This is a genomic window from Arthrobacter sp. TMN-49 (assembly GCF_054511095.1).
Window position 1 is genome coordinate 1 of record NZ_JBTNDH010000052.1, and the last position, 19,966, is coordinate 19,966.

The 19,966-nt window shown below is 62.7% G+C and carries 17 protein-coding genes; 12 read left to right on the top strand and 5 right to left on the bottom strand.

The features are described 5' to 3' along the window. Window positions 1-130 precede the first annotated feature (130 nt). From ACX80E_RS16265 to ACX80E_RS16275, 3 genes are read right to left on the bottom strand one after another with little or no spacing between them, the layout of a single operon-like run. Entirely contained in the window at window positions 131-1,210 is a 1,080-nt protein-coding gene (locus ACX80E_RS16265) for an adenylate/guanylate cyclase domain-containing protein (RefSeq protein WP_459303100.1), read from the bottom strand. Window positions 1,211-1,250: 40 nt separating this feature from the next. Beyond that, a complete protein-coding gene (locus ACX80E_RS16270) occupies window positions 1,251-1,796 on the bottom strand; it encodes a PH domain-containing protein (RefSeq protein WP_459303102.1) in 546 nt (181 codons plus the stop codon). Further along, the gene (locus ACX80E_RS16275; RefSeq protein WP_459303103.1) at window positions 1,789-2,751 is read right to left on the bottom strand and encodes a biotin--[acetyl-CoA-carboxylase] ligase; all 963 of its coding nucleotides are present in this window, start codon (window positions 2,749-2,751) and stop codon (window positions 1,789-1,791) included. The genes ACX80E_RS16270 and ACX80E_RS16275 overlap by 8 nt, the downstream gene beginning before the upstream one ends. Window positions 2,752-2,980: 229 nt before the next feature. Between ACX80E_RS16275 and ACX80E_RS16280 the strand changes: the two genes are divergently transcribed. The 8 genes from ACX80E_RS16280 (at window position 2,981) to ACX80E_RS16315 (ending at window position 13,607) form a co-directional block, all read left to right on the top strand. Continuing rightward, window positions 2,981-4,564 (top strand): acyl-CoA carboxylase subunit beta, encoded by a 1,584-nt coding sequence (locus tag ACX80E_RS16280; protein WP_459303104.1) that lies wholly within the window; start codon window positions 2,981-2,983, stop codon window positions 4,562-4,564. Beyond that, window positions 4,561-4,797, top strand: coding sequence for an acyl-CoA carboxylase subunit epsilon (locus ACX80E_RS16285; protein WP_459303105.1), 237 nt, complete (start codon window positions 4,561-4,563; stop codon window positions 4,795-4,797). Before ACX80E_RS16280 ends, ACX80E_RS16285 begins: the two co-directional genes overlap by 4 nt. A gap of 9 nt (window positions 4,798-4,806) precedes the next feature. Beyond that, window positions 4,807-6,552 (top strand): DUF885 domain-containing protein, encoded by a 1,746-nt coding sequence (locus ACX80E_RS16290; RefSeq protein ID WP_459303106.1) that lies wholly within the window; start codon window positions 4,807-4,809, stop codon window positions 6,550-6,552. A 207-nt stretch (window positions 6,553-6,759) separates the two neighbouring features. After that, window positions 6,760-8,187, top strand: coding sequence for a dicarboxylate/amino acid:cation symporter (locus tag ACX80E_RS16295; protein WP_459303107.1), 1,428 nt, complete (start codon window positions 6,760-6,762; stop codon window positions 8,185-8,187). Between the two features lie 163 nt (window positions 8,188-8,350). Then, window positions 8,351-8,743 (top strand): YbjQ family protein, encoded by a 393-nt coding sequence (locus ACX80E_RS16300; protein WP_459303108.1) that lies wholly within the window; start codon window positions 8,351-8,353, stop codon window positions 8,741-8,743. Window positions 8,744-8,834: 91 nt separating this feature from the next. Next, the gene (locus ACX80E_RS16305) at window positions 8,835-9,476 is read left to right on the top strand and encodes a TetR/AcrR family transcriptional regulator (protein ID WP_459303109.1); all 642 of its coding nucleotides are present in this window, start codon (window positions 8,835-8,837) and stop codon (window positions 9,474-9,476) included. Window positions 9,477-9,530: 54 nt separating this feature from the next. Next, entirely contained in the window at window positions 9,531-12,182 is a 2,652-nt protein-coding gene (locus ACX80E_RS16310) for an MMPL family transporter (protein WP_459303110.1), read from the top strand. Between the two features lie 198 nt (window positions 12,183-12,380). Beyond that, complete coding sequence (locus tag ACX80E_RS16315) at window positions 12,381-13,607, top strand: helix-turn-helix domain-containing protein (RefSeq protein WP_459303111.1); 1,227 nt, start codon at window positions 12,381-12,383, stop codon at window positions 13,605-13,607. Between the two features lie 100 nt (window positions 13,608-13,707). Here ACX80E_RS16315 and ACX80E_RS16320 read toward each other — a convergent pair whose 3' ends face one another. Continuing rightward, complete coding sequence (locus tag ACX80E_RS16320) at window positions 13,708-14,091, bottom strand: hypothetical protein (RefSeq protein ID WP_459303112.1); 384 nt, start codon at window positions 14,089-14,091, stop codon at window positions 13,708-13,710. A 285-nt stretch (window positions 14,092-14,376) separates the two neighbouring features. On the opposite strand from ACX80E_RS16320, the gene ACX80E_RS16325 reads away from it, so the two are divergent. Then, window positions 14,377-15,471 (top strand): IS110 family RNA-guided transposase, encoded by a 1,095-nt coding sequence (locus ACX80E_RS16325; RefSeq protein ID WP_459303113.1) that lies wholly within the window; start codon window positions 14,377-14,379, stop codon window positions 15,469-15,471. Between the two features lie 24 nt (window positions 15,472-15,495). Here the strand turns inward: ACX80E_RS16325 and ACX80E_RS16330 are convergent, their stop codons facing one another. Then, window positions 15,496-16,320: a sulfite exporter TauE/SafE family protein gene (locus tag ACX80E_RS16330; protein WP_459303114.1), complete on the bottom strand. Its 825-nt coding sequence runs from the start codon at window positions 16,318-16,320 to the stop codon at window positions 15,496-15,498. A gap of 185 nt (window positions 16,321-16,505) precedes the next feature. Here ACX80E_RS16330 and exaC point away from each other — a divergent pair, with 185 nt between their 5' ends. The 3 genes from exaC (at window position 16,506) to ACX80E_RS16345 (ending at window position 19,800) form a co-directional block, all read left to right on the top strand. Continuing rightward, window positions 16,506-18,029 (top strand): acetaldehyde dehydrogenase ExaC, encoded by a 1,524-nt coding sequence (exaC, locus tag ACX80E_RS16335; protein WP_459303115.1) that lies wholly within the window; start codon window positions 16,506-16,508, stop codon window positions 18,027-18,029. Between the two features lie 152 nt (window positions 18,030-18,181). Beyond that, the gene (gene adhP / locus ACX80E_RS16340) at window positions 18,182-19,192 is read left to right on the top strand and encodes an alcohol dehydrogenase AdhP (RefSeq protein WP_459303117.1); all 1,011 of its coding nucleotides are present in this window, start codon (window positions 18,182-18,184) and stop codon (window positions 19,190-19,192) included. Between the two features lie 188 nt (window positions 19,193-19,380). Beyond that, entirely contained in the window at window positions 19,381-19,800 is a 420-nt protein-coding gene (locus ACX80E_RS16345) for a DUF779 domain-containing protein (protein WP_459303116.1), read from the top strand. Window positions 19,801-19,966 lie beyond the last annotated feature (166 nt).

The following is a 19,966-nucleotide window of genomic DNA, read 5'->3' on the forward strand; positions in this document are numbered from 1 at the left end:
TCAGCCTCGAGCAGGGCATTCCTTGGTACACGCCCAGCTACAGCATCGACCCCACCCAACGCCCCCGCCGCAACTTCTACCACCACGGTACTGCACGGAACTAATCACGCAGGCTGTGCCCGGACGGCCCTTAGTCGACGACCAGGCCTTTGCCCTTGCCGCGCTGCAGTAGCACGGGGGCAATCTCACCAAATCCGCGCACGTTTTCCTTGGGCAGCTGGGTCAGGATGAACCTGTCGTCGTTGGTCAGGGCCGAGGCGGTCACCGAGTCAACCAGTACGGTGCCCGGTTCGGCCAGGGAGGTCAGGCGGGCGGCCAGGTTCACCGTGGGGCCATAGATGTCGCCAAGACGCGACAGGACCCTACCCCACACCATGGCCACGCGGGCCTCGGGCAGGAAGTCATCGGAGGCCATGGCTTCGGCCAGGGCCAAGGAAATCTGGGCACCGGCAACGGGTGTTTCACAGTTGAACAGGACCTCATCGCCAATGGTTTTCACCAGTCGGCCACCACCAACACTGATGATCTCGGCGCAAATATTCTCGAAACGCTGCACCAGTCTGGCCAGGGTTTTTTCATTCATGCGTCGAGACAGGGAGGTGTAGCTGACCAGGTCGGCAAAACCAACAGCACGTGCCAAGGGCAGTGGCGTGTCATCTTCATCGCCCTCGCGCCCCAGCTCACTGGCTGCCAGCCCTTCCTCGGCACGCACCGCCAGGCGCTGAATACCGGCATTGAGCTGGCGCCGGTAGGAGTAGACCAGGAGCTCTTCCAACGGCGAAATCAGACTGGGCAGTTCCGAGACCACCGCGCGGCGGGCTTCAGCGTCACTGACACCGTGCTCCACCACCAAGTCCTCAACCAGTGCCTCGATCTGCCAGACTGCCATCCTGTCGGTCATTTGGCCAATTGAACGGGTGACGGAGATGGCTGTTTCCTCGGTCAACAAGCCTTCGCGGACCATGGTGACAACAATTTGCAGCGCCTCTTGATCGCGCTGGGTGAACGCCACATCCTCATCGCCCAGATTGGGGAAGCCCATGGCACGCCAAATTTTCCGTGCAGACAGCAGTGATACGCCAACTCCGGCGGCAACGTCGCGACGTTTGAGCGTCCGCTCGCCGCCCAACAGCTGTGTTTCCAGGGCCTTGGTTTGGTTGCGTGAGGCAGGAGGCAGCAGCGGCTCGGGCCGGTCAGTGGTCTCTTCCAAGCTGGCGCAGCTCCTTTTCTCTTATAAGTTCGTCACTAGCCTAGTCCCCTTGTTGGGGTGTTTGCTGAATGGCCGCTCTCATGGCGGCCGTCCAAGCCTGCTGGGTCTCACTGGCGAAGTCTTTCCAGGCCGGGACATCCTTAACGGTGCGCATCGCCCCGCGGTACATGTGCAGGTGCAGGTCCCCCGAGCCCACCAACTTTTGCCGCCAGTTTTGCACGGCGCGCACCTCTTGAATCTGGTCCAGGACATGGAATTGCGCGTTGCGACGCAGCGGCCCGTTACGCACCACCAGCCGCTGATTGGTCAGGACCAGGTGCGTGGAGAACCACCTCAGCGCCCGCCGCACCGGATAAGCCAACAACACCAGTAGCACCAGGACCACCACCACCACGATGGCCGGTTCGCGTAGTGGCCCGGCCTGCGGCGCCCATTCGGCGAAGGGTCCGGCCTGGAGCTTGGCCAGTGCGGCGGAGGCAGCAAGAATCAGCATGAGCCCCACGGTGATGGGCCAGAGAAGAACACGTGAGTGGGGGCGGGCGTCGAGGAGCACCTGCTCCCCCTCCTGCAACCAGCTACTACGCATATTTCAGCGTGCCATCGGATGCGGTGCGGCGCAGATGAATCACATCACCGGCGCTGACTGTGTGAACGGTTCCCGCGCCGTCGCGCAGCAACAAACTGCCATCGGCGCCCAGCGCAAGGGCTGTTCCCGCCAGCATGGTGCCGCCGGGCAGTTCCGCCCGGACGTCCTGACCCAGAGTGCTCATATAGTGTGCCGCCAGCTCCAGCAGACTGCGCCCAGCACTCAAGCTGCCACCACCTGTGCCACGCCCCAGGGGCGCCGTGGCGTCACCAGCTACGCCAACAAATTCGCTGTACAGGGCAGCAAATGCTTTCAAATAGGCGGGCAGCAGCAGGTTCCGATCGCGCGATTCCGGGCTGGCCCCCGCCAGCAGCAGTGAGGTGGCACGGTCGGTGGGGAGCTGGTCAGCGTTGGTGCTGACATTCACACCAACCCCCACCACCACGCCGGGTCCGCCCGGTGTGCCCGGCACCAGTTGGGCAAGAATGCCGGCCAGTTTGCGACCGTTCACCACCACATCGTTGGGCCATTTCAACACGGCGGGGACTGAAGTATGCGTGCGCAATGCTTCACACAATGCCACCCCGGCCAGGATGGACAGCCAGGCGTATCCCGTGGCGGCAAACGGAGGCGTGGTCCTGCCCGCAGCCGATAGGGCCTGCTCCGCCGGGCGCAGGAACACGCTTGAAATCATGGCTGACCCGGCCGGAACCACCCAGGCCCGGCCCAGGCGGCCCTTGCCGGCTTCTTGGGCGTCGGCAATTAAAACACTCAGATCCGGCCAGTGCTGATCCGGTGCCGCAGCACTAGTGGCCAGGTCCGTGTTGGTTGAGCCGGTGGTGCCAATGATTTCCACCCGGCCGAAGGGGCCGCCGGGGTGCATCAAGGCAGCCTTCAGCGCCTGCTGGTTAAGTGTCACTGCCGCGCCTGTCATGGCCCCAATCTTATCCGGCACAGCGGCAGGCTCCGCCGTGCCGGATCCGCGGCTGCGCGGCGGGGGTCACAGCGCGGTCAGCCACCATGGAGCTTGTGGTGGAAGAACCTGCGATTGTTAACGGCCGACTTTGTAGGGTTCCTACACACGCACGGCCGGACTACGTTACTAGAATGAACTTAGAGTTTGCCCTTTTGTGCGGTTCCTACTGCCAGGGCTGCCAGTTTCCACCTACTGAGCCGGAGTACCAATGAGCCACGACCTATCAACGACAGCAGGCAAAATTGCCGATTTCCGCGACCGGATGGCTCAATCAGAGAAGCCCTCGGGGGAAGCTGCCATTGAGAAGCAGCATGCCAAGGGCCGCAACACCGCCCGGGAACGCATTGACCTGCTCCTTGACCCGGACTCCTTCGTGGAGTTTGACGCCCTGGCAACGCACCGCTCCACAGCGTTCGGCATGGAAAAGAAGAAACCCCTGGGCGACGGCGTTGTTTCCGGCTACGGCACAGTCGATGGCCGCCTCATTGCCGTCTACAGCCAGGACTTCAGCGTCTATGGCGGCTCCCTGAGCCAGGTCAACGGTGAAAAAATTGTCAAGGTCCAGGAATTTGCCCTGCGCAACGGTTGCCCGGTTGTCGGCATTAACGACGGCGGCGGCGCCCGCATCCAGGAGGGCGTGGCCTCGCTGGCCATGTTTGCGGACATCTTCCGCAACAACGTGCACGCCTCGGGCGTGGTCCCGCAGATTTCCCTGATCATGGGCCCGTGCGCCGGCGGTGCGGCATACTCCCCCGCCCTGACGGACTTCGTTGTCATGGTGGATAAGACCTCCCACATGTTCATCACCGGCCCCGACGTCATCAAGACAGTCACCGGCGAGGATGTGGACATGGAAACCCTCGGCGGCGCGCGCCAGCACAACAGCACCACGGGCACTTCCACCTACCTGGCCACGGATGAGGCAGACGCCATCGAGTTTGTCCGCGAACTCCTTGACTTCCTGCCCTCCAACAACCTGGCCGAGGCTCCTGTCACCGACCATGACCAGGAGCTGGAGCTCGACGCCGGCGACCTCGCCCTGGATACGCTGATCCCCGACTCTGCCAACCACCCGTACAACATGCGTGCAGTGATCGAGCAGATCGTTGACGACGCCCATTTCCTGGAAATGCAGGCCCTGTACGCGCCGAACGTCATGATCGGCTACGGCCGCATTGAGGGCCACACCGTGGGCATTGTGGCCAACCAGCCCATGCAGTTCGCCGGCACCCTGGACATCAACGCCTCAGAAAAGGCTGCCCGCTTTGTCCGCCATTGCGACGCCTTCAACATCCCCATCATCACGTTGGTGGATGTCCCGGGCTTCCTGCCGGGCAAGGACCAGGAATTCCAGGGCATCATCCGCCGCGGCGCCAAACTCCTCTACGCCTACGCCGAAGCCACAGTGCCCAAGCTGACAGTCATCACCCGCAAGGCTTACGGCGGAGCGTACATTGTGATGGGCTCCAAGAAGCTTGGCGCGGACTTGAACCTGGCCTGGCCCACAGCCCAGATCGGCGTCATGGGCGCCCAGGGTGCCGTGAACATCCTGTACCGTCGCGACCTTGCCGCCGTGGAGGCCGACGGCGGTGACGTTGAAGCCCGCCGTACCGAGATTGTGCGCAATTATGAGGACGAGCTGCTCAACCCGTACCAGGCCGCCGAGCTTGGCTACGTGGACGCCGTCATCGCCCCCTCCGACACCCGCATCCAGCTCATCAAGGGTCTGCGGGCCTTGCGCGACAAGCGTGCCAGCCTGCCTGCCAAGAAGCACGGGAACATCCCGCTGTGACGGATACCCAGCCGGCTGCTGTCGAGACCCCGGCGGTCGAGCGCCTGCTCACAGTCACCAAGGGCGATCCCACTGCCGAAGAGCTGGCCGCTGTGACCGCCGTCGTGCTGGCCCTGCAAACAAGTGCCGGCGCGCCGGAGGCCAAGACTCCCACCAGGCATTGGTCCCGGCAGGCACAGTTGAAACTGCCGCCCAAGCCCGGCGCCGGTTCGTGGCGGCGTTCGGGGCGGTAGGCTCGGGGTATGACTTTGCCCACACAGCCCGTCACCCGGGCCACCACAGCCATAGATCAGCTTGCCAACGCTTACACCGAGACGCTTCTGGAGCTCGATCCGGGATTCGCCACGGCGTTGGGCCGGCCGGGGCGTGAAAGCGAGTACCGCGATCACTCCCCCGCCGGCTTGGCGGCGTCCGCGCAGGCAACCCGGGAGGCCTTAGCGGCATTGGCGGCGTTAGCACCGGCGGATTCCGTGGACACGGTGACCCTGCACGCCATGAAGGAGCGGCTGGGCCTTGAGTTGGAGCTCCACGAGAGCGGCTGGCTTTTGGCGGATTTGAACAATATTGCCTCCCCGGCGCAAGAGATTCGGGCCATTTTTGACCTGATGCCCACCGCCACGGTGACCGACTGGGAACATATTGCTGCCCGGCTGAACAATGTCCAAGGCGCCGTTGACGGGTACATCGCCTCCTTGCGGGCCGGTGCGCAGCGCGGCCTGGTGGCTGCCCGGCGGCAAGTTCTGACTGTCATCGAGCAGTGCGAACGCCATGCCGGACCCGAGGGCTACTTTGTGTCCCTAGCCACGACCGCCGGCCTCGAGTCCGCTACCACGGAGTCCACTGCACTCGAGTCCACTACCCCGGACGACGCCGGAGCAAGCCTCCCCGCCGACCTCGCCAACGCGTTGCTCGCCAACGCCGAGAGGGCGCGGGCAGGCTACGGCGTCTTGGTGGAGTTCCTGCGCGAGGAACTGCTGCCGGCAGCACCCGTGGCCGACGCGGTGGGGCGTGAACGCTACGCACTCGCGTCCCGGCAATTCCTTGGCGCAACCGTAGACCTTGAGGAAACGTACGCCTGGGGCGTGGCGGAACTGGCCCGCATCATTGCCGAGCAAGAGGCAGTGGCCGCCCTGATTGCCCCGGGCGCCTCCATTGCAGAAGCGAAGGCCGTGTTGAATGCCGACCCCGCCCGCGCCCTCCATGGCACGGAGGCGTTGACGGCGTGGATGCAGCAGCTCTCCGACACGGCCATGGCCGAGCTGGCCGGCACACAATTCGACATCCCGGAGGTCATGCGCGCCCTGGAGTGCCGTATTGCCCCCACCCAGGACGGCGGCATTTACTACACGGGCCCCTCGGAGGACTTCTCCCGGCCCGGGAGGATGTGGTGGTCGGTGCCCGAGGGTGAGGATTCCTTCACCACCTGGGCCGAAACAACCACTGTTTATCATGAGGGCGTGCCGGGCCACCATCTCCAAGTGGCCACGGCCATCTACCAGTCGGGGCTGCTCAACGACTGGCGGCGCAACGTGTGCTGGGTGTCCGGGCATGGCGAAGGCTGGGCGTTGTACGCCGAACGGCTCATGGATGATTTGGGCTACCTTGCCGATCCGGGCGAGCGGATGGGCATGCTCGATGGCCAGCGTATGCGCGCCGCCCGGGTGGTTTTTGACATTGGCGTCCACCTCCAGCTGCCCATCCCCGCCCTGTGGGGCACCGGGACCTGGACGGCTGAGGCGGGGATGGAGTTCCTGCGCGCAAACCTTGACATCTCCGCCGGTCAGCTGGAGTTTGAGTTCAACCGGTACCTCGGCTGGCCCGGACAGGCGCCGTCGTACAAGATTGGTCAGCGGCTCTGGGAGGACATCCGTGACGCGCGGACCCTGCGCGACGGCGACGCCTTCTCACTGCGCGACTTCCACACCCGGGCCTTGAATCTTGGCTCGGTGGGTCTTGACACCTTGCAGATGGCCCTGCTCCAGGCGTAGCTGCGCCCGGTGGGGCAAAAAGGACGGTACTCGCGTAATAAGCCGGTGGTAGAACGCCATCTTTTTACGTGAGCGCCGTCCTTTTGCGTGAGCGCCGTCTCTTTCCCTCCGCGGCGTCCGCAAGCCGCGTATCAATCAACTTTGCTATGCGTAGCACGGGGAAACACTAATTTCGGCATGTTATTGTTCCGCACCTACGGTGGGTGCATGACTTCCACAGCGAGCACTGCCAAAGTGTCCAAGCTGCCCCGCTGGGCCAGCTCCTTCGGCGTACAAATCATCGCCGGTCTTGTTGCCGGCCTCATTCTGGGCTTGATGGCCCGCCAGCTCGGCGGCGACCCGGAGACCGACCCCAATGGCCTTGTCACCACCCTGAGCACGGTCGGTGACAGCTATATCTCTATCCTGAAGGCCGCTGTTGTGCCGTTGATCTTCACAGCAGTGGTTTCCTCCATCGCCAACCTTCGTGAGGTCACCAACGCGGCGCGCCTGGCCTGGAACACCCTACTGTGGTTCGCCATCACCTCCTTGATCGCCGTGACCATCGGCATCACCCTGGGTGTCTTGTTCCAGCCCGGGGCGGGCACCGGCACCTCCACGCCGTCGGAATACACCGGCAAGTCCGGTGACTGGTGGGCCTTCCTCATTGGCCTGTTCCCCTCCAACTTCTTGGGTCTGAGCGCTTCCACCAAGGTCGCCGAGTCGGGCGCCCTGACCACGGGCCTCAATTTCAATGTCCTGCAGATCCTTGTCATCGCCATTGTGGTTGGTATTGCGGCCCTGAAGGTGGGCAAGGCGGCAGATCCGTTCCTGAAGCTCAACGGTTCAGCCTTGGCCGTGATCCAGAAGGTGCTGTGGTGGATCATCCGCCTGGCGCCCATCGGAACTGTTGGTTTGATCGGTTACGCCGTGGCCACCTACGGCTGGACCACTATTGGCTCGCTGGGCAAGTTCACCCTTGCCATCTACCTTGGCTTGGCGCTTGTCTTGTTTGCTGTGTACCCCGTGCTGATCAAGACCCACGGCCTGTCCATCAAGCAATACTTCTCAGGTGTTTGGCCTGCCGTTCAGCTGGCCTTCGTTTCACGCTCCTCCATCGGCACCCTGCCGCTGACCCAGCGCGTGACCGAACGCAACCTTGGCGTTCCGCGCGCCTACGCCTCCTTTGCCGTGCCGTTGGGTGCCACCACCAAGATGGATGGTTGCGCAGCGATCTACCCGGCCATCGCAGCCGTGTTTGTGGCACAGTTCTTCGGCATCCAGTTGGATCTCGGCCAGTACCTGCTCATTGTGTTGGTCTCCGTGCTGGGCTCAGCGGCCACCGCCGGCACCACCGGCGCCGTCGTCATGCTCACGCTGACGCTGTCCACGCTGGGACTGCCGCTGGCCGGTGTGGGGCTGCTGCTTGCCGTCGACCCCATCCTGGACATGGGCCGCACAGCTGTCAACGTGGCCGGCCAGGCGCTGGTACCCACCATCGTCGCCAAGCGCCAGGGCATTCTGGATGAGGAACTGTACAACATGCCCCGCAACGGCAACCCGTTCACCGATGACGCCGATGACGCGCTGGCCGAGCTGAATACGAGCGACGACGCCGCTGACCTTGAGCCCAAGCGCCAAACCGCCAACGCTTAAGCGCCCGGCGGTGGCGCCGCTTTCGAGGCGGCCCGCTAGCTGGCTGGTCAAAACTCCCGCCCCGGCGGCGATCACTGGATCGTCGCCGCGGCGGGAGTTTTACATTCAGGAAGACCCCGTAGGATCGTGCGAGACAGTACAAAGCCCTACACAAAGGACTGCAATGATCATCGTCACCACCAACGACCTGCCCGGCTACAAGATCGACGCCATCTTTGGCGAAGTCATGGGCCTGACAGTGCGTTCACGCCACATCGGTGCACAGTTCACGGCCAGCTTCCGCGCCCTGGGCGGCGGCGAGCTGCCGGAAATGACCAAGGCGCTGTATGAAAGCCGCCAAGAAGTCGTGGCTCGCATGGTCAAGGAGGCACAACAAAAGGGTGCCAACGCCATTGTGGCCACCCGTTTTGACACCTCCGAAATGGGTGGCAATTGGACAGAGGTGTGCGCCTATGGCACGGCCGTGTACGCCATCCCGCTCGGCGAGGGCCAGCCGGGCGCCACGGGCCAGTCCGCCTACCTCGCCCAAAACGCCCAGGTACACATCCCCTCATAGTCCCTCGTGCACGCTGTGTGGCCGGCTGCTTGTTGCAGAAGACCCGCCACACAGCTTGCACTAAGTGCAAACTTGCACTTAGTGTAGAGATGTGAGTTCTTCTGCCCTTTCCACGCACCAGCACGTACCCGATCCGCAACCCTCCCGCCGCGAGCTGAACAAGGCCGCCACCCGGGATGCGATTGCCAACGCCGCCCTTGATTTTCTGCGCAAGAGCGAGCTCAGTAGCTTCACGGTGGACGACGTCGCCGCGGCTGCGGGTGTGTCACGACGGACCTTCTTCAACTACTTTTCCTCCGTGGAAGCAGCTGTTGCCAGTTTCACCCAAAACTACCTTGACCAGGTGATCGCCGAACTTGAGTCCAGACCGGCCCATGAGCCCCTGCTGGAGTCGGCCCAGATTGCGCTTTCGGCGGTGGGCAGCGCCCGCGACCTGGCCATCATGGCCGAGACGTTCGTGCTCACCCAAAACCCGCAGCTGGGCCGCTTCCAGCTCCAAGCCTGGGATGAATGCAGCCTCAAAATCACCGATATGGCCCGGCACCGCCTGCCGCCGGGCACCGATGAGCTCTATTTGCATGCACTTGTCGGCGCTGTTGTGGGTAGTTGCCGCGGCGCGTTCCAGGTGTGGTTTCAAGCACACGGCAACAACATCACGCCCGAGTCATTGACGCAATTGCGCAACTTCCTGGACAGCACCATCTCCCACATTCGCAACGGCTTCACGCACTAGAGTTCCAACCGGTCGGCGCGTTGCCTGCGCAGACATCAAGAGAATGGATGCACCATGGCACTTTGGCTCTATAAACTCGGACGGTTCTCCGCCCGACGCGTGTGGCTTGTGATCACCGCGTGGGCGCTCATCATGGGGGTGGTGGGCGGCGCGGCAGCATTGTTCATGGGCCCCATGTCCAACAACTTCCAGATTCCGGGCACCGAAACCCAGCAGATGGCCGACAAGCTTCAGGCCGACCTGCCCGAGGCATCCGGTGGTACGGGCTCGGTGGTGTTCACCACCAGCAACGGTGAAACGTTCACACCCGATCAGGAAAAGGCGATCACCGCCGCCCTGAAAACAGTGACAAGCGTCCCCACTGTCAAGGGTGTCATCGACCCGTTCCTGACGACTGCCCAGAAGGCTGACGGTGCCGCTCAGCTGGCTGACGGCGCCAGGGCGCTGGCTGCCGGGAAAGCACAGGCTGTCGCCGCCAAGGCCACGCTGGATGCCTCCGCGAAAAAACTCGCTGATGCGAAAACCCAGCTCGATGCCGGCCAGACCCAGCTGGATGCCCAAAAGACGCAGGTCGCCGGCGCCCCCGAAGCCGCCTTGGCCCCCCTTGTCGCCGCGCAGGCCCAGTTGGACGCTCAGCGCGCAGAATGGCAAAAGGGTATTGATCAGCTTGACGCCGGAATGGCCAAATATGAGGCGGGGCAGGCCACCTTGGCGGCCAAGCAGGCAGAGCTCACGGCAGGCCAGCGCACGGCCGATGCTGCGGCGGGCGTGCTCTTTGTCGCCGAGAACAACAAGGCTGCCATTGGCCAGATCCAGTTCACCGAGTCCATGAACGCGGTGACCCCGACCAACCGGCAGCTGGTCCAGGACAAGTTAAACACCTTGGACTCCAGCGCCGTCACAGTCTCCTACAGCAAGGAGATCACCGAGGACGTTTCACAGCTGTTTGGCATTTCGGAAGTGGTGGGCATTGCCGTGGCCGCTGCTGTCTTGTTGATCATGTTGGGCACCTTTGTTGCCGCGGGCTTGCCGCTACTCATGGCCATTGTTGGCGTTGGCGTGGGCGTGGGCGGGACGATGGCACTGACAACTGTCATTGAGATGTCCTCCATCTCCCCCATGCTTGCCTTGATGCTTGGCCTGGCTGTGGGCATCGACTACTCGCTGTTCATCGTCAACAGGCACCGCCAACAGCTCCTGGCGGGCATGGACATGCGTGAATCCATCGCCAAAGCCACCGGCACCTCGGGCAACGCAGTCACCTTTGCCGGCCTGACGGTTGTCATTGCCCTGGCTGCCCTGTCCGTCACCGGGCTGCCCTTCCTGGCCATACTGGGCCTGGCCGCCGCGGCAACCGTTGCCGTTTCCGTCCTGATTGCCTTGACACTGACGCCGGCATTGCTGTCCCTGATCGGCACCCGCCTGATCTCTCGGCGGGCGTGGGCCAAGAATGCTGCGGCCACGGCAAAGCACGACGCCACATTGGAAGGATTGGATGCCTCGGGGAAGGCTGCCGCCGATGAAGCCGCAGACATTCGAAGCAGCGCCAGGGGGTGGGGTGGCCTGGTCACTAAGCACCCCGTGGTGGCCCTCGTCAGCGCCGTCGTGGCCTTGGCTGTCATAGCCATCCCGGCGGCGGGTTTGCGCTTGGCGCTGCCCGACGGCGGCTCCGAACCCGTCGATTCCAGCGCCTACCAGGCGTACTCCATCACCGGCACGAACTTTGGCGAAGGCATGACCGGGCCCATTATTGTGGTGGGCTCGTTGCCGTCGGGCCTGGACAAGACCAGCGCCACCGAGCTGAACCTCGATGTTGCCGACCAGCTCCGGCAGGTTCCCAACGTGAAGGCCGCCGTTCCGGTCATGGTCAGCGATGACCTGCGCACGGCCGTCTACCAAGTGGTCCCGACCGAGGGCCCGGCCAGTGAAAGCACGGTCCAGGTGATCCACGAGCTGCGTGCGACGGGTGCCACCATCAAGGCCGACCACGACGTCTCCATCGGCCTGACAGGCCAGACGGCCGCCAACGTTGATGTCTCGGAGAAGCTGGGGGCGGCACTGCCGCCTTACCTGGCCATCGTCGTCGGACTTTCCTTGGTGCTGCTGATACTGGTATTCCGCTCCATCCTGGTGCCGCTGTTGGCAACAGCCGGCTTCCTGCTTTCCCTGGTGGCGGCGTTTGGCGGCGTGGTGGCCGTGTACCAGAGGGGCTGGCTCGGTGGCATCTTCGATGTGGCCAATCCTGGCGCGGTGCTGAGCTTCTTGCCGATCATTTTGATCGGCGTCCTGTTCGGTCTGGCCATGGACTACCAGGTGTTTATTGCCTCGGGCATGCGTGAGGCATACGCCCACGGGCAGGACGCCAAGCAGGCCGTGCGTACAGGCTTCAAGCATGCCGCGCCGGTGGTCACGGCCGCCGCGATCATCATGATCAGCGTGTTCTCCGGATTCATCTTCAGCCACCTGACCATGGTGCGCCCGCTGGGCTTTGCGCTGGCGTTTGGTGTCTTGATTGACGCGTTCGTGGTGCGGATGACCATCATTCCGGCCGCCATGCACCTGTTGGGCAAGACCGCCTGGTGGCTCCCGGCCTGGCTGGAAAAGATCCTGCCGGACGTGGATGTGGAGGGTGCCAAGCTGGCCACCCTCACCGACGTCCCTGCCGATGCGCAGGAGTTGAGCGAGGAACCGGAATCCGCGCACTAACGAGCTGCCGCCGGAGCATCCGGCAACGCTGACTGGACAGATAATGCCGCTTCCCACCGTGGGAGCGGCATTATCTGTCCAGTGACGAAGCTACGGGCGGCCCCATCCCCAGCTAGCTGGTCTATGCTGGTGATCTGCGGCACAAATATGGACGTAGTGGGCCGTTTCCATCATTGACGCTGTGGTTTTGGAGAGTTGATGCCCCCGACGCACCCCCTGCTTGCCGATCTGCCAGCCTTGCGGCCGTTGGTGCGCGAGTCGTGGCGGCGCTCCATGGACGCCCTGAGCACTCCCGCCGGGCTTGCCCCGCCCGTGGTGTGGGAAAGCAGGGAACTGGCCGAATTTCGCCGCGACCACCCCCTGGCCGCGATCATGCCCGTCATCACCAAATTACTTGTCGAGCCCAGTCACGACACCGGCCTGCTGATTGCCGTGGGCGATGAGCACGGGCGTTTGTTGTGGGTGGAGGGCGATTCCGCTGCCCGCCGCCACGGTGAGCACATCAATTTCGCCACGGGCGCCGACTGGTCCGAAACTGTTGTTGGCACCAGCGCCCCCGGCACGGCACTGGTGCTAGGCAAAAGCGTGCAAATTGTTGGGCAAGAACACTTCAACCCGGCCGTCCACGCCTGGAGTTGCACGGCGGTGCCCGTCTTCGACCCGGACTCGGGCTCCATCCTGGGCATTGTCGACATCACGGGCGGGCCCGAGGCCGTGGGCGCCAATACTCTTTCCCTGGTGCAGGCAACAGTGGCCGCGGCACAGGCCCAGTTGCGCATTCACCGCCTGGAGCAGCGGGTGGAGCGTGCGGCCCCCGTCAGCAGCTCCAACAAGCCGCTCTACCGCGACAGCCTGCAGATCCTGGGCCGGGACCAGGGCTTGTTGCATGTTGCGGGGGAGGCCCTGACGCTCAGTGAACGGCACACCGAAATCCTTTCCGTGCTGGCCCTGCACCCCGACGGGCTCAGCGCCGAGGAACTCAGCGACAAGGTCTACCCGGAGGGCACGTCGCTGACCAGCATCCGGGCCGAGATGGTGCGCCTGCGCAAACTGTTAATGTCCGCCGCCCCCACCCTGGTGCCCGGCTCCCGCCCCTACCGGCTGCCCCGGCCACTGGTGGTGGATGCCGAGCAGGTGCGCAACTACCTGGACCGTGGCGCGCACAGGCTGGCGCTGAACATTTATCGCGGCGAGGTCATGCCGCACTCGGGGGCGCCGGAGATTGAGGGCCTCCGCACCCGGCTGGGCATCCAGCTCCGTGAAGCCATTCTCAACGACGCCAGCCCCGAGGTGCTGCTGACGTACCTGCAACTTCCCGAAACAGCCGACGACGTCGAGGCCTGGCGCACAGCGCTGCGCCTCCTTCCGCCGCGCTCACCCAAGCGCTCCGCCGTCGTGGCTCATTTGGCAGCGCTGGAAGCCTAACCCCACTTAAACGCCACACTCAAACGCCCCCACCCGAACTGACCCGCAGAAAACGCCGAAAAACGTCGAGAAATCGACTTTTTTCGGCGTTTTCTGCGGGTCAGTTCGAGGGGGTGGCGGGCTGTACCTGCGCAGCCCGGTCCTGTGCGGCAGTTTTCCCCAAAAAGTACAGCAACAAACCACCCACAAAGATGATGGCAAGGCAGAGCAGTGGGCCGTGGAGATACAACGAGAGGTAAACCTCCGCCTCGTCGCTGAGCTGATTCGTCCTGTTCCACGACTCCCCGGACACCCCCGTGAGCCGATAGATCCTGGCCTGAGCCCCGATGACACCAAGGATGGCCACACCAACGGCCCCCAGATAGATATTCCAGCCACGCGTTCCGGCCATGGCCCGCAGCAACACGCAGCCTGCCACGAGGGTTCCCACCGTCAGGACTACTATCAGCGCGGCAAACACATTGATCAACCATTCATTCCCCATGCCTGTAAGTATATTGTTGGTTGATCTGTCAGTGACTGGCAGTCTGGTGTTGTGGCTTGGTTCGGGTGTGACTCACCCATGGAATTGCCTCCTCCGCTTGGTGTGAGTGCGCTGTCTTGGATATGTCCGCCCGGGCCGGGTTCAGCATCGGTTCTGTCTACTGCCCTGGCTTGATAGGAAGCCTGCCCGCCATGAACACTGGTGTGGCTCACTACAGACCTGCCAAGCGGTAACCCCTTTCGATGTTTCCCACGACTGACAGCAACCGTCGATATTGGAGGAAACATGAGCATCGTTGCCGAAAAATTCAGTTTCGTCGTAGGAATTGATACTCACGCAAAAACGCATACCTTCGCGATCATCAACACCATCACTGGTGAGGAAATCGCCAACGAAACCTTCCCTCTCACCGTTCCAGGAGGCAACCGAGCTCTTTCCTGGATACGACGACGTTCTCAGGGGACCACGGAGAACATTCTGCTGACGATGGAAGGTACTGGTTCCTATGGCGCCAAATTCCGGCAGCAGGCCACCGACGCCGGGTTTCAGGTCATGGAAGCACCCTTCCCGAACCGCAGGGTAGGGAGGTTTAGAGGCAAATCAGATGTCATCGACGCGGCGCGGGCTGTCCGCACCACGATGGGGATCCCTATCGAGAAAGCTAGAGATCCACGGGCCGATGGTGTCCAACTAGCTTTGCGGGTGTTGACGACTGCCAGGGCATCAATGTCTCGTGAACGTACGGCGGCGATCAATTCATTGAACACTTTGCTGCGAACGGTGGAGTTGGGAGTGGATGTGCGAAAAGCACTGTCAGTCACCCAGATCAATGCGGTGGCAGCTTGGCGGGAACGAGAAGAGGACTTCAGCTTGCAAATCAGCCGTCGCGAAGCAGTACGACTGGCGAGCCGAATCATCACGTTGACAGAACAACTGAGGCATATTCAGGCTGAACTTGAACGCCTGATACAGGCTGAACATCCCGAATTGCTGGAAGTTTTTGGTGTCGGCCCCGTCAACGCGGCGATCATTCTTACCGCTTGGTCGCATCCAGGGCGAGTTCGATCAGAGGCGGCGTTCGCAGCCCTGGCCAGAACCTGCCCGGTGCCGGCATCTTCGGGGAGCACAACCCGTTACCGACTCGATCATGAGGGAGCCCGCCAGCTCAATAAAGCGCTCCACACCATCGCTCTAAGCAGGATTCACTGGGACCAAACAACCAAGGACTACGTCGCAAACCGGACAAGCCAAGGCCGAACGAAGAAAGAAATCATCCGCAGCCTCAAACGCTACATCACCCGGCAGATCTACCGGACCCTAAGGTCAATCGTGCTACTTCCTTCCGGCGCCGCAAACGTCACGGAGGCCCTGTTGGTATGACAGCAGGACCGGTTTCAGCGGCTCCTAGTCGTGATTCCAGACCTTGATCGAGGACAGGAGCAGGAGCAGTACCAACAAGGGGATGAGGACCAAGGTGGGGACTACGCCCAAGAGCAACCCGCCGAGAATGGTTCCCGCAATAGATCCCAACGTCATCGTGACCAGGAACGGCTTGCTCTGACCCAGCACTGAGAAGCTTTGATCCCTACTAAAACGGGCGAAAGCAACGAGCATCGTTGGTAGTGAAACGGCCAGGGAAAGACTGCCGGCGATCTTAATATTGGTGCCAAAAAGCAGCACGATCGTTGGGATCAGCAGCTCACCCCCAGCAACACCCATGAGCGCAGCGACAACACCAATAAGGACCCCTGCAACCACGCCAAGGATCGTGCGCGGTATCGGGTCAATCATCGGCGGATCAATGACGAGGAAGTGCGTGACGAATAGAAGCCCTGCGATCAGGACCAATAGAACCGCAATGACCCGGAACAATGTCTTTGACTTGAGTCGGGTAGCCCAGTGCGCCCCGATCCATGCCCCGACAAGGCTCCCCGCCAGAAGATTCAGCACAATATACAAGTAAGGGGAAAGCTCTCCAAGGGGGACGGCGAACAGCCTGGCTGGCAGGGCCGTAATGACGACGATCAGGCTCATGGCCTTGTTCATAATGATGGCCTGTAGTGCAGCAAAACCGAACACGCCAATTAACAATGGCAGGCGAAATTCAGCTCCCCCCAAACCGATCATGCCGCCAAGGACGCCAACAGCCGCCCCCGCAAGGAAGACCAGCGGAAGAGAATGCTGTCGAGCCTGCCCGGGGGTTAGCAACGGCAATGCGGTGCTCTTCATGCTTGAAAAATATCAGCAACACCGCCGAGAGCGGTCTTCCTGAGCAACTAAGTCCAGAACTGTTGACATATATAGAAGGATCCCAGACTAGTGTGACCACAGCGCATGCAACGTGCGTGCAACGTTGCCGCACGTACTCTCATGGACAAGGACATCGACGTCCCCCACGCAGAGGAGTTTAGACAATGACTGTTTATGCACAGCCCGGCCAGCCCGGCGCCAAGGTCACCTTCAAGGACCGTTACGAAAACTGGATTGGGGGCGAATGGGTTGCTCCCGTCAAGGGCGAGTACTTTGAGAACATCACCCCCGTCACCGGCAAGGTATTTTGCGAGGTGGCCCGCGGCACGGCCGAAGACATTGAACTCGCCCTGGACGCCGCCCACAAGGTGGCCCCGAGCTGGGGGCAGACATCCGCCACCGAACGTGCGGCCATCCTGAACAAGGTTGCAGACCGGATTGATGAGAACCTGGAGCTCCTGGCCGTCGCGGAGTCGTGGGACAACGGCAAGGCCATACGGGAAACCCTCAACGCCGACATTCCGCTCGCGGCCGACCATTTCCGCTACTTCGCCTCCGTGGTCCGCGCCCAGGAAGGCAGCCTCACCCAGCTCGATGACGACACCACGGCATACCACTTCCATGAGCCGCTGGGTGTGGTCGGCCAGATCATTCCCTGGAACTTCCCGATCCTGATGGCCGTGTGGAAGCTGGCCCCGGCACTTGCTGCGGGTAACGCCGTCGTGCTTAAACCAGCGGAGCAGACGCCCGCCTCCATCCTTGTCCTGATGGAACTGCTGGCAGACATCCTGCCGGCAGGGGTCATCAACGTGGTCAACGGCTTTGGGGTGGAGGCCGGCAAGCCGCTGGCCTCCAGCAAGCGCATCCGCAAGATCGCGTTCACCGGCGAGACGACCACGGGCCGGCTCATCAGCCAGTACGCGTCCCAGAACCTGATCCCGGTCACGCTGGAGCTGGGCGGGAAGAGCCCGAACATCTTCTTCGAGGACGTCATGGCGAAGAACGATGCGTTCTACGACAAGGCGCTGGAGGGTTTCACCCTCTACGCCTTCAACCAGGGCGAAGTGTGCACCTGCCCGTCCCGCGCGCTGGTCCAGGCCTCCATGTATGAGGCGTTCATGGCCGACGCCGTGGCCCGCACCGAAGCCATCATCCAGGGCAACCCGCTGGACACCGACACCCAGATCGGCGCCCAGTCCTCCAACGACCAGATGGAAAAAATCCTCTCCTACATTGACATCGGCAAGCAGGAGGGCGCCAAACTGCTCACCGGCGGCGAGCGCAACATCCTCCCCGGGGATTTGGCTGGCGGTTACTACGTCACGCCCACCATCTTTGCGGGCACCAATGACATGCGCATCTTCCAGGAGGAGATCTTCGGGCCCGTCCTGGCCGTCACCACCTTTGACGACTACGCCGACGCCCTGCACATCGCCAACGACACCCTCTATGGTCTGGGCGCTGGTGTCTGGTCGCGCAACGGCAACGTGGCCTACCGGGCAGGCCGGGAGATCCAGGCCGGGCGCGTGTGGGTCAACAACTACCACGCCTACCCCGCGGGTGCTGCGTTCGGCGGCTACAAGTCCTCCGGCATTGGCCGCGAGAACCACGCCATGATGCTGGACCACTACCAGCAGACCAAGAACCTGCTGGTCAGCTACAGCGAGGACAAGCTGGGCTTCTTCTAACCCCTACCGGGCGACGCTATCGCAGCAATGGTGTGATTTCACCGAACGCTATCGCACCCTATTCCACGCACGACGCCGGGCACCGCCAGCAGGTGCCCGGCGCACCCCCGCTAACCAGCAGCACTTTTACGAAAGAGAATTTCATGACCACCATGCATGCAGCAGTTGTCAAAGAGTTCGGCGCACCCCTCAGTGTTGAGGAGTATCCGCTACCCACCCCCGGACCGGGCCAGGCCCTCGTGAAGCTGATTTCCAGCGGCGTCTGCCACACGGACCTGCACGCGGCCGAGGGCGACTGGCCGGTCAAGCCCAGCCCGCCGTTTGTGCCCGGCCACGAAGGGGTGGGCGACGTGGTGGCCCTGGGCGAGGGCGTCACCTCCCTGGCCATTGGGGACCGTGTGGGCAACGCCTGGTTGTGGACCGCGTGCGGTGACTGTGAATACTGCCGCACCGGCTGGGAGACGCTGTGCGAATCCCAGCAAAACGGCGGGTACAGCGTTGACGGCTCCTTTGGGGAGTACATGCTGGTGGATGCCGAGTTCGCACCGCGCATCCCCGAGGGCGCCGACCCCGTGGAGATCGCCCCCGTACTGTGTGCCGGGGTCACCGTCTACAAGGGCCTGAAAATGACCGAGGCCCGCCCGGGCCAGTGGGTTGTCATCTCCGGCATTGGCGGGCTGGGGCACATTGCCGTCCAGTACGCCGTGGCCATGGGGCTGCGCGTGGCCGCCGTGGACGTTGCCGAGGACAAGCTGGCCCTGGCCCGCAAGCACGGCGCCGAGATCACCGTCAACGCCCGGGATGAGGATCCGGTGGAGGCCATTCAACGCCAGATCGGCGGCGTCCACGGCGTGCTCGTCACAGCCGTTCACCCGGCAGCGTTTGGTCAGGCCATCGGGATGACCCGCCGCGGCGGCACCATCGTGTTCAACGGTCTGCCGCCGGGTGACTTCCCGGCCCCCATCTTTGAGGTTGTCCTCAAGGGCCTGACCATCAGGGGGTCCATCGTGGGCACCCGACAGGATATGGAGGAGGCCATCGACTTTTACGCCCGCGGCCTGATCCACCCCACCGTCTCCACCCGCAGCCTGGGCGAGATCAACGAGGTCTTCGCCGAGATGAAGGCAGGGGCGATCGACGGCCGCGTCGTCATCGCCTACTAACCCCTCCCGGAACGCTATCGCAGCAATGGCGCATTTTTAGCCGACGCTATCGCAGCAATGGCTGGTTTTTCCGGAACCCTATCGCACCTTTCCCGGGTTCGACGGCGGCAGCTCACCTTCGACGTAAAAAGTGAGCTGCCGCCGTCCCACCTGGGGAGCAGGCGCCAACCATGTTAAGGAGCACTTCCATGGACCCCACCCCCGCAACTCTGGATGCCGCCATCACCATCCCGGGCGAGACCCACTCCCGGGTTGCCTTGAGTGGCACGGCCGTGGAACTGCTGCAAAAACTGTGGGGCATCCACGGCCCGCTCATGTTCCACCAATCCGGGGGCTGCTGTGACGGCTCCTCCCCCATGTGTTATCCGGCGGGCGAGTTCATCACGGCCGAGGCGGACATCCTGCTGGGCCTGTTCCAGCTCCCCGAATGCGGTCCCGTGGAGTTTTGGATGTCCCGGGAACAGTTCAACTACTGGTCCCACACGCACCTGAGCGTTGACGTGGTGGCCGGGCGTGGCAGCGGCTTCTCCGTTGAGGCGCCCGAGGGTAAACGATTCCTGATCCGTTCCCGCCTGGTGGACGGTTTTGTGCCCACGCCCTCACCGTGACTTCGATGTGTGTCGCAGCTGCTGGACAGAAATCGGCAAAATCAGCACCATTTCGTCCTGTTATGTCGCATACCTTATTGGACGGTTCTGTCTCGGACCTTCGTAGACACTATGTCTCATACCCTCGTGGACAGTTGAGGGGTTTTGCTTGTGAGTTGTGAGTAAA